The sequence below is a fragment of the Citreimonas sp. genome, from assembly GCF_042096055.1.
Taxonomy (GTDB): domain Bacteria; phylum Pseudomonadota; class Alphaproteobacteria; order Rhodobacterales; family Rhodobacteraceae; genus Citreimonas.
In genome coordinates, this window is record NZ_JBELMH010000020.1 from 22,268 (window position 1) to 29,622 (window position 7,355).

Sequence of the window (7,355 nt, forward strand, 5' to 3'; positions counted from 1 at the left end):
ACATAAGCGCCGCGTGTCATTCGGACCGTTGCCATTTTCAAGAGCCGTGCCTACAGGAAGGCATGACCGATATGCGCCACGACACCCTTCTCATCATCGACTTCGGCAGCCAGGTGACGCAGCTGATCGCGCGCCGCCTGCGCGAGCTGAACGTCTTCTCGCAGATCATGCCGTACCAGGCCGTGACCATGGAGGAGATCGAGCGCATCGCGCCCAAGGCGATCATCTTCTCGGGCGGCCCGGACAGCGTCACGCGCGACGGAAGCCCGCGCGCCCCGGACGGCGTGTTCGACTACGGTGTGCCGATCCTGGGCATCTGCTACGGGCAACAGGTGATGATGACCCAGCTCGGCGGTCGCGTCGTCTCGGGCGAGGGCACGTCGGAATTCGGCCGAGCCTGGGTCACGCCGGCCGCCAATCTCGACCTGCTGAGCGGCTGGTTCTCGGACGGCGCCGAACAGGTCTGGATGAGCCATGGCGACCACGTGGCGGAACTGGCGCCCGGCTTCGCGGTCTACGGCACCTCGCCCGGCGCGCCTTTCGCGATCACAGCCGATCCGACGCGGCATTTTTATGCGGTACAATTCCACCCCGAGGTGCATCACACCCCGCGCGGGGCAAAATTGTACGAGAATTTCGTCCGGCTAGCGGGTTTCACCGGCGACTGGACCATGGCCAGCTACCGGGACGAGGCGATTGCGCAAATCCGCGAGACCGTAGGCGATGCGAAGGTCATCTGCGGTTTGTCGGGAGGCGTCGACAGCTCGGTCGCCGCGGTCCTGATCCACGAAGCGATCGGCGATCAGCTGACCTGCGTTTTCGTCGACCATGGCCTGCTCAGGCTGAACGAAACCGAAGAAGTCACGCGGATGTTCCGGGATCATTACAATATCCCGCTGATCCACGCCGACGAGAGCGAATTGTTCCTCGGCGCGCTCGAGGGCGTTTCCGACCCCGAGGAAAAACGCAAGACGATCGGCCGCCTGTTCATCGACGTGTTCCAGAAACACGCTGATACAATCGAAGGGGCACAATTCCTCGCTCAGGGCACATTGTACCCGGACGTCATCGAAAGCGTATCGTTTTCCGGCGGCCCCAGCGTCACGATCAAGTCGCATCACAACGTCGGCGGCCTGCCCGACAAGATGGGCCTGAAGCTGGTGGAACCGCTGCGCGCGCTGTTCAAGGACGAGGTTCGCGCTCTGGGACGCGAGCTGGGTCTGCCCGACAGCTTTATCGGCCGTCATCCCTTTCCCGGGCCGGGTCTCGCCATCCGTTGTCCAGGCGAGATCACGCGCGAGAAGCTCGAGATTCTGCGCAAGGCCGACGCGGTCTACATCGACCAGATCCGCAAGCACGGCCTCTACGACGACATCTGGCAGGCCTTCGTCGCAATCCTTCCTGTACGTACAGTGGGCGTCATGGGCGACGGTCGCACCTACGACTTCGCCTGCGCCTTGCGTGCCGTGACCAGCGTCGACGGAATGACGGCGGACTACTATCCGTTCAGCCACGACTTCCTCGGCGAAACCGCCACGCGGATCATCAACGAGGTCCGGGGCATCAACCGCGTGACCTACGACATCACCAGCAAGCCGCCGGGGACGATCGAATGGGAATGATCGACGGGCCAGCTCGCTGAAGCGGCCGGTCCTGAAAGTCGCGAACATTGCCCGCGCCTCATGACCTTCATGCGGATTATGAATTTGCTTGCCAGAACCGCGTGTGAAACACCTGCGCCGACATCCAGGAGAGGCCACCGATGACCGACGCACTGACCAAGGCGCTCGCCAGCCGAGACTGGCTCATGGCCGACGGGGCGACGGGGACGAACCTGTTCAACATGGGCCTCATGTCGGGCGACGCACCGGAATTCTGGAACGAGACGGAGCCCGACAAGATCCGCGCGCTGTATCGCGGCGCGGTCGAGGCCGGATCGGACCTGTTCCTCACGAACTCGTTCGGCGCCAACGCGTCGCGCCTAAAGCTGCACGATTCCGCGCATCGCGCGCATGAACTGTCCCGCCTCGCCGCCGAGATCGGCCGCGAGATCGCCGATGCGGCCGGACGGCCCGTGATCGTCGCCGGCTCGGTCGGCCCGACCGGAGAGATCATGGGCGCGGCCGGCACGCTCAAGCACGAGACTGCCGTGCAGATGTTCGAGGAAACCGCCGCCGGCCTCAAGGAAGGCGGCGCAGACGTGCTGTGGGTCGAGACGATCTCGGCGCCCGAGGAATTCAAGGCCGCGGCCGAAGCTTTCGCCAACGTCGACATGCCCTGGTGCGGCACCATGAGCTTCGACACCGCCGGTCGCACGATGATGGGCCTCACCTCGTCCGACATGGTCGCGATGGTCGAGAGCCTGCCGAACCCGCCGGCCGCCTTTGGCGCGAATTGCGGCGTCGGCGCGTCCGACCTGCTGCGCACCGTGCTCGGCTTTGCAGCGCAGGGCACCGAGCGGCCGATCATCGCGAAAGGCAACGCGGGCATTCCACGCTTCGAGGACGGCCACATTCACTACGATGGCACGCCGGACCTGATGGCGGAGTACGCGCGCCTTGCCCGCGACTCGGGCGCGCGCATCATCGGCGGATGCTGCGGCACGATGCCCGAGCATCTGCGCGCCATGCGCGCGGCACTCGAAAGCCATACGCCCCGTGCGCGGCCGACGCTCGACCACATCGCCGAGGTCCTAGGCGGCTACTCGTCGCCGAGCGACGGCACCGGGGCCGACGATGACGGCTCGCCCCGGCGGGTCCGGCGCGGGCGGCGGCGGGCCTGACGCGGCTTTCGCCATGTCAGAACAACGTCATCTGATCCCCTGCACGGAGCGGCGGCTTGAAAAGGTCGCACCGAAGCGGCGCGGTCGTGCGATCCATCCCCAGCGCCCGCACCGCCCGGTCGAAGCGCTGCCCGATCAACTGCGCGTAGGCGCCTTCTCCGCGCATCCGCCGGTGCCATTGCGGAGAATAATCCTTGCCGCCGTGCATGGCACGCAGGTGACCCATGATCCGCGCCGCGCGGTCGGGGTAGTGTTCCACCAGCCAGTCCTGCCACAGCTGAGAGACTTCGAGCGGCAGGCGCAGCATGATCCAGCTCGCGGCATCGGCCCCGGCCTCGTGGCCCGCCTCGAGGATTCGCTCGATCTCGGGGTCCGTCAGGGCGGGCACGACCGGCGAGATCATCAGCCGCACCGGGACACCGGCCGCGGTCAGGGCCCTGATCGCCGCCAGACGTCGCTCGGGCCGTGGCGCCCGCGGCTCCATCCGGCGCGAGAGGTCCGCGTCCAGCGTCGTCACCGAGATGCCGACACGAGCCAAACCCTGCCGCGCCATATCGGCCAGGATGTCGATGTCACGCTCGACCAGCGCACCCTTCGTCACGACCGCCACGGGATGCCGGAAATCGCGCAGCACCTCCAGGCACACGCGCATGACGCCCCGGTCGCGTTCGATAGGTTGATACGGATCGGTATTTGTACCAATCGCGATCGGCGCCACGCGGTAGCCGGGTCGGCGCAGTTCGGCCTCCAGCACCGCCGGCGCGTCCGGGCGGGCGATCAGGCGGGTCTCGAAATCCAGCCCCGGCGACAGGCCAAGCCAGGCATGCGTCGGCCGCGCGAAGCAATATATGCAGCCATGCTCGCAGCCCCGGTACGGGTTCAGGGTCCGGTCGAAGGGCAAATCCGGCGAGCGCACGTAGTTGATGACCGAGCGAGGACGCTCGACCGATACTTCGGTGCGCAGGGGCGGCAGGTCCTCGTGGAGGTCCCAGCCGTCTGGTTCGGCGACCGGGCGCAGGCGTTCGTAGCGCCCGGCATGCCTGGTGGCGGCACCGCGTCCCTTGCGGCGCGCAGGGTCTATCGACGCGTTCGGGCCCGCGCTTTCGGAATGATCCGGATCCGGGGTTTCGGCTGTCTCGCTCATGACGCGACAATGGAACGGAATAAGAACATTTGCAATGCGCGGCATTTCAAGCCGACAAAGGTCGGTCCGCCCCTCGCGCATGTCGCAATCCGCCAACTGACCGGCGCGTGAAACGCACAAACGTCGCTGAAGCACAGGCGCGCACCGCGCGTGACCCGAAAGGATGCAACCAATGGCCGAAGAAGACGACCTGATCCTCTCCGAACTCGACGACGACGAGCTTGTCCAGCAGATGTTCGACGACCTCTACGACGGCCTCAAGCCCGAGATCGAGGAAGCGGTGAACATCCTGCTCGAGCGCGGCTGGGAGCCTTACGATATCCTGACCAAGGCACTCGTCGGCGGCATGACCATCGTCGGCAACGACTTCCGCGACGGTATCCTCTTCGTCCCCGAGGTGCTGCTGGCCGCAAACGCGATGAAGGGCGGCATGGCGATCCTGAAGCCGCTGCTGGTCGAGACCGGAGCGCCCAAGATGGGCAAAATGGTAATCGGAACGGTCAAGGGCGACATCCACGACATCGGCAAGAACCTCGTGTCGATGATGATGGAAGGCGCCGGGTTCGAGGTCGTCGACCTCGGCATCAACAACCCGGTCGAGAACTACCTCGACACCGCCCGCGCCGAAGAGGCCGACATCGTCGGCATGTCCGCGCTACTGACCACGACCATGCCCTACATGAAGGTGGTGATCGACACGATGGTCGAACAGGGCATCCGCGACGACTATATCGTTCTCGTGGGCGGCGCTCCGCTGAACGAGGAATTCGGCAAGGCGATCGGGGCGGACGCCTATTGCCGCGACGCGGCCGTGGCGGTGGAAACGGCCAAGACGCTGATGGCGCGCAAGCATAACAGGATGAGCGCCGGCTGAGAGCCGCAACGCGCCGCCGATCCAGGGTATCGGTACACGAAAATTTGCCGGCCTGCCGGGACGTTCGCGCTACCGAACCTTTTTCTTTACCCGAATCTGACCCATATTGAGGTTGGAAGGAGGGTCGCATGCCTGTTACATCTATCGCGCTTCTGATCCTTGGCGTCCTCGCGGCGTTGGCCCTGACCGTTTGGGCCCTCTCGGCATGGGGTGTTGCGGCGGTCGTGACGGTGTTGCTGTGCCTCGCTCTGGCGGCCCGCTGGGCGATGGCGCCCATCGGTCATGACGACAGCCATCCCTGACGAGGGCTTTCCCGACGATGCGGCGCTGAGCGCACAAGGCTTGGCGCCCACCGGAGCCGGACGCGTGTTGCTGATCGCCTGCGGAGCGCTGGCGCGCGAGATCGTCGACCTGAAGCGCATGAACGGCTGGGATCACCTCGACCTCGCCTGCCTGCCCGCGATCCTGCACAACCACCCGGATCGAATCCCTAACGCGGTGACGCGCGTCGTGAGCGAAAACCGTGAGCGCTACGACTCGATCTGCGTCGTCTACGCGGATTGCGGAACCGGTGGCACGCTCGAGCGGGTCTGCCGCGAGTTGGGCGTCACCATGATGCGCGGCCCCCATTGTTACGCATTCTTCGAAGGGCTTGATACATTTGCCCACCGCGACGAAATGACGGCCTTCTACCTGACCGACTTTCTGGTCCGCCAGTTCGACGCCTTCGTTTGGCGGCCGCTGGGGCTGGACCGGCACCCCGAGTTGCGCGATGCATATTTCGGCAACTACGACACGCTCGTCTACCTAGCGCAGACCGAGGATGACACGCTGACGGAGAAGGCCGCGGATCATGCGCGCCGTATGGGCCTGAACTTCCAACGCCGTCTCACCGGGTACGGCGATCTTGCCGACACGCTGGAGCGTTGGAGCGCGTCGACCTGAGGGTCAGTCGTCCTGGGTTTCCCGAAGCACGACCGAGATCGGGACAAGGGCGACAGATTGTGCCCGATCCTGCAGCCCCCACAGGACCAATGCGGAGATTGTATCGGCGCGCAGGCGACCCAGCATGACTGTGGCGCCTTCCTGCCGCGCCCGGAACGCGCCTTGGTCGAGGAAGCGGCGGATCACGCGCGCATCCTGTCCCTCTCCGTCGAAATCGCGAAACAGAGTCGTCGAAGGCACCCCATCGCGCGCGGCGATCTGCTGCGCCGTATTCAAACCGTTGGGCGTGCTGACGAGGCCATGCCCGCTTGCCGACAGGAAGCTCGCCACCTGTTCGGCGAGATCGTTGCCTGCTTGCAGACCGCCATCCGGCGCCTCGAGAATGGCAACCGCCTGCGGCACCGCATCGAGCGCGCCTGCCAGCGTCACCTCGACATCCTGGGGCGACGCGCCGTCGGGCAGATCCGCCAGTGCCAGCACCTCGAACCCGAGGTCGCGATAGGCCTGGGCCGCCCGTGCCGCGTTCGGATGCGAGGGGTCGATGGCGAAACTGACCGGGAAGGGAAAGGCCTGCAACGCGTCGGGCCCCAGCGGCCCGCGCCCGTCGTCGATCAGCAGCACCGCCATCAGCGGCATCTCGTCCGCGACCTCTGCCTCGGCGGCATTGCTCACCAGCGGCGAGACCACCGCTGCGACATCGGCCTCACCGTCGTCGATCCGCGGAAGCCGCGAGGCGGAAGCACTTTGACTCCGATCGGCCAAGACGGTGGCGGGCTCTCCGATGGATGGCCTGTCGGCCACCGCCGGAGCTGCGTCTTCGTCCTCGATAATTTCGATTTGCCCTGGTGAGTTGTCCTCCGCGCCGTCGGGCGAGACCTCCCTGTTCTGTAAGGGCGGTTCTGTTTCAGGCTGCACCGCCAGCGGGCTCTCGATGGTCGGCACAGGTAGGGCTGGTGGTTGTGCGGGCGTCTCGTTCGGCTGGACCGGGTTCGAACCCGGGGTCTGGGCCTGGCCTAGCGACCGTTCGGGACCGTCTTCGGTCTCTGCGTTGATGGCCGGCAGTATTGGCGTGTCCGCCAGCGCTTGCGGCAGGGCAGACGGCGCGGTGTCGGCCTCGGGCGTAGCTGGCGGTTGTGATTCGACCGATGCCGGACGCTCGCGCGTCTCGGCCTCCGGCAGAGCCTGGCTCGACGCATCGGGCGGCGGGGCGCCGTCGTCAGGCTGTGGCAGGCGACCAGGCTGATCGGCAGTGGGCGTTGAAGTGTTCGCGTCGTCGGCTGCACCTTCGGCCGCATCAGGCTTTGGCACGTCATCGCCAATTGCTTCGCTTTCGGATTCCGATGAGGTCACAGCGGAGTTTCCGGCGGCTCCATCCGCGACAGCACTTTCGGGCTCGTCCTCAACCGCGATGTCGACACCCCCGGAGATCGTACCTTCATCGGGCGTCTTGGATTGTACCGAGCTTTCGCCTGCCCGATCCGGCACCGGCAGCCGCGTGCTGCCAGGCAGGCCCACGATCAGCGACGCCGCGCCCGCCACGAGCGCCACGACGACGCTCCCTCCGATCACGCCTGCGATGAAACCGCGTACCATTCTGCCCCCGTTCCGGT

General features: G+C 65.9%; 7 protein-coding genes. 5 read left to right on the plus strand and 2 right to left on the minus strand.

All coding sequences use genetic code 11. The features are described 5' to 3' along the window. The first annotated feature begins 62 nt into the window (after positions 1 to 62). Together guaA and bmt are read left to right on the plus strand one after the other, a co-directional pair. Positions 63 to 1,622: a glutamine-hydrolyzing GMP synthase gene (guaA, locus tag ACFDTC_RS06790; protein ID WP_375258142.1), complete on the plus strand. Its 1,560-nt coding sequence runs from the start codon at positions 63 to 65 to the stop codon at positions 1,620 to 1,622. 140 nt (positions 1,623 to 1,762) lie between these two features. Continuing rightward, positions 1,763 to 2,782 carry a betaine--homocysteine S-methyltransferase gene (gene bmt, locus ACFDTC_RS06795; RefSeq protein ID WP_375258124.1) on the plus strand — a complete coding sequence of 340 codons (1,020 nt, stop codon included), beginning with the start codon at positions 1,763 to 1,765 and terminating at the stop codon, positions 2,780 to 2,782. A gap of 16 nt (positions 2,783 to 2,798) precedes the next feature. Here the strand turns inward: bmt and ACFDTC_RS06800 are convergent, their stop codons facing one another. Further along, a complete protein-coding gene (locus tag ACFDTC_RS06800) occupies positions 2,799 to 3,863 on the minus strand; it encodes a PA0069 family radical SAM protein (RefSeq protein ID WP_375258143.1) in 1,065 nt (354 codons plus the stop codon). A gap of 235 nt (positions 3,864 to 4,098) precedes the next feature. Here ACFDTC_RS06800 and ACFDTC_RS06805 point away from each other — a divergent pair, with 235 nt between their 5' ends. The 3 genes from ACFDTC_RS06805 (at position 4,099) to ACFDTC_RS06815 (ending at position 5,745) form a co-directional block, all read left to right on the plus strand. After that, a complete protein-coding gene (locus ACFDTC_RS06805; protein WP_375258125.1) occupies positions 4,099 to 4,800 on the plus strand; it encodes a corrinoid protein in 702 nt (233 codons plus the stop codon). Between the two features lie 128 nt (positions 4,801 to 4,928). Next, the gene (locus ACFDTC_RS06810) at positions 4,929 to 5,102 is read left to right on the plus strand and encodes a hypothetical protein (RefSeq protein ID WP_375258126.1); all 174 of its coding nucleotides are present in this window, start codon (positions 4,929 to 4,931) and stop codon (positions 5,100 to 5,102) included. Continuing rightward, complete coding sequence (locus ACFDTC_RS06815) at positions 5,083 to 5,745, plus strand: DUF1638 domain-containing protein (RefSeq protein WP_375258127.1); 663 nt, start codon at positions 5,083 to 5,085, stop codon at positions 5,743 to 5,745. Before ACFDTC_RS06810 ends, ACFDTC_RS06815 begins: the two co-directional genes overlap by 20 nt. Positions 5,746 to 5,748: 3 nt before the next feature. Here the strand turns inward: ACFDTC_RS06815 and ACFDTC_RS06820 are convergent, their stop codons facing one another. After that, the gene (locus ACFDTC_RS06820; protein ID WP_375258128.1) at positions 5,749 to 7,338 is read right to left on the minus strand and encodes a divergent polysaccharide deacetylase family protein; all 1,590 of its coding nucleotides are present in this window, start codon (positions 7,336 to 7,338) and stop codon (positions 5,749 to 5,751) included. Positions 7,339 to 7,355 lie beyond the last annotated feature (17 nt).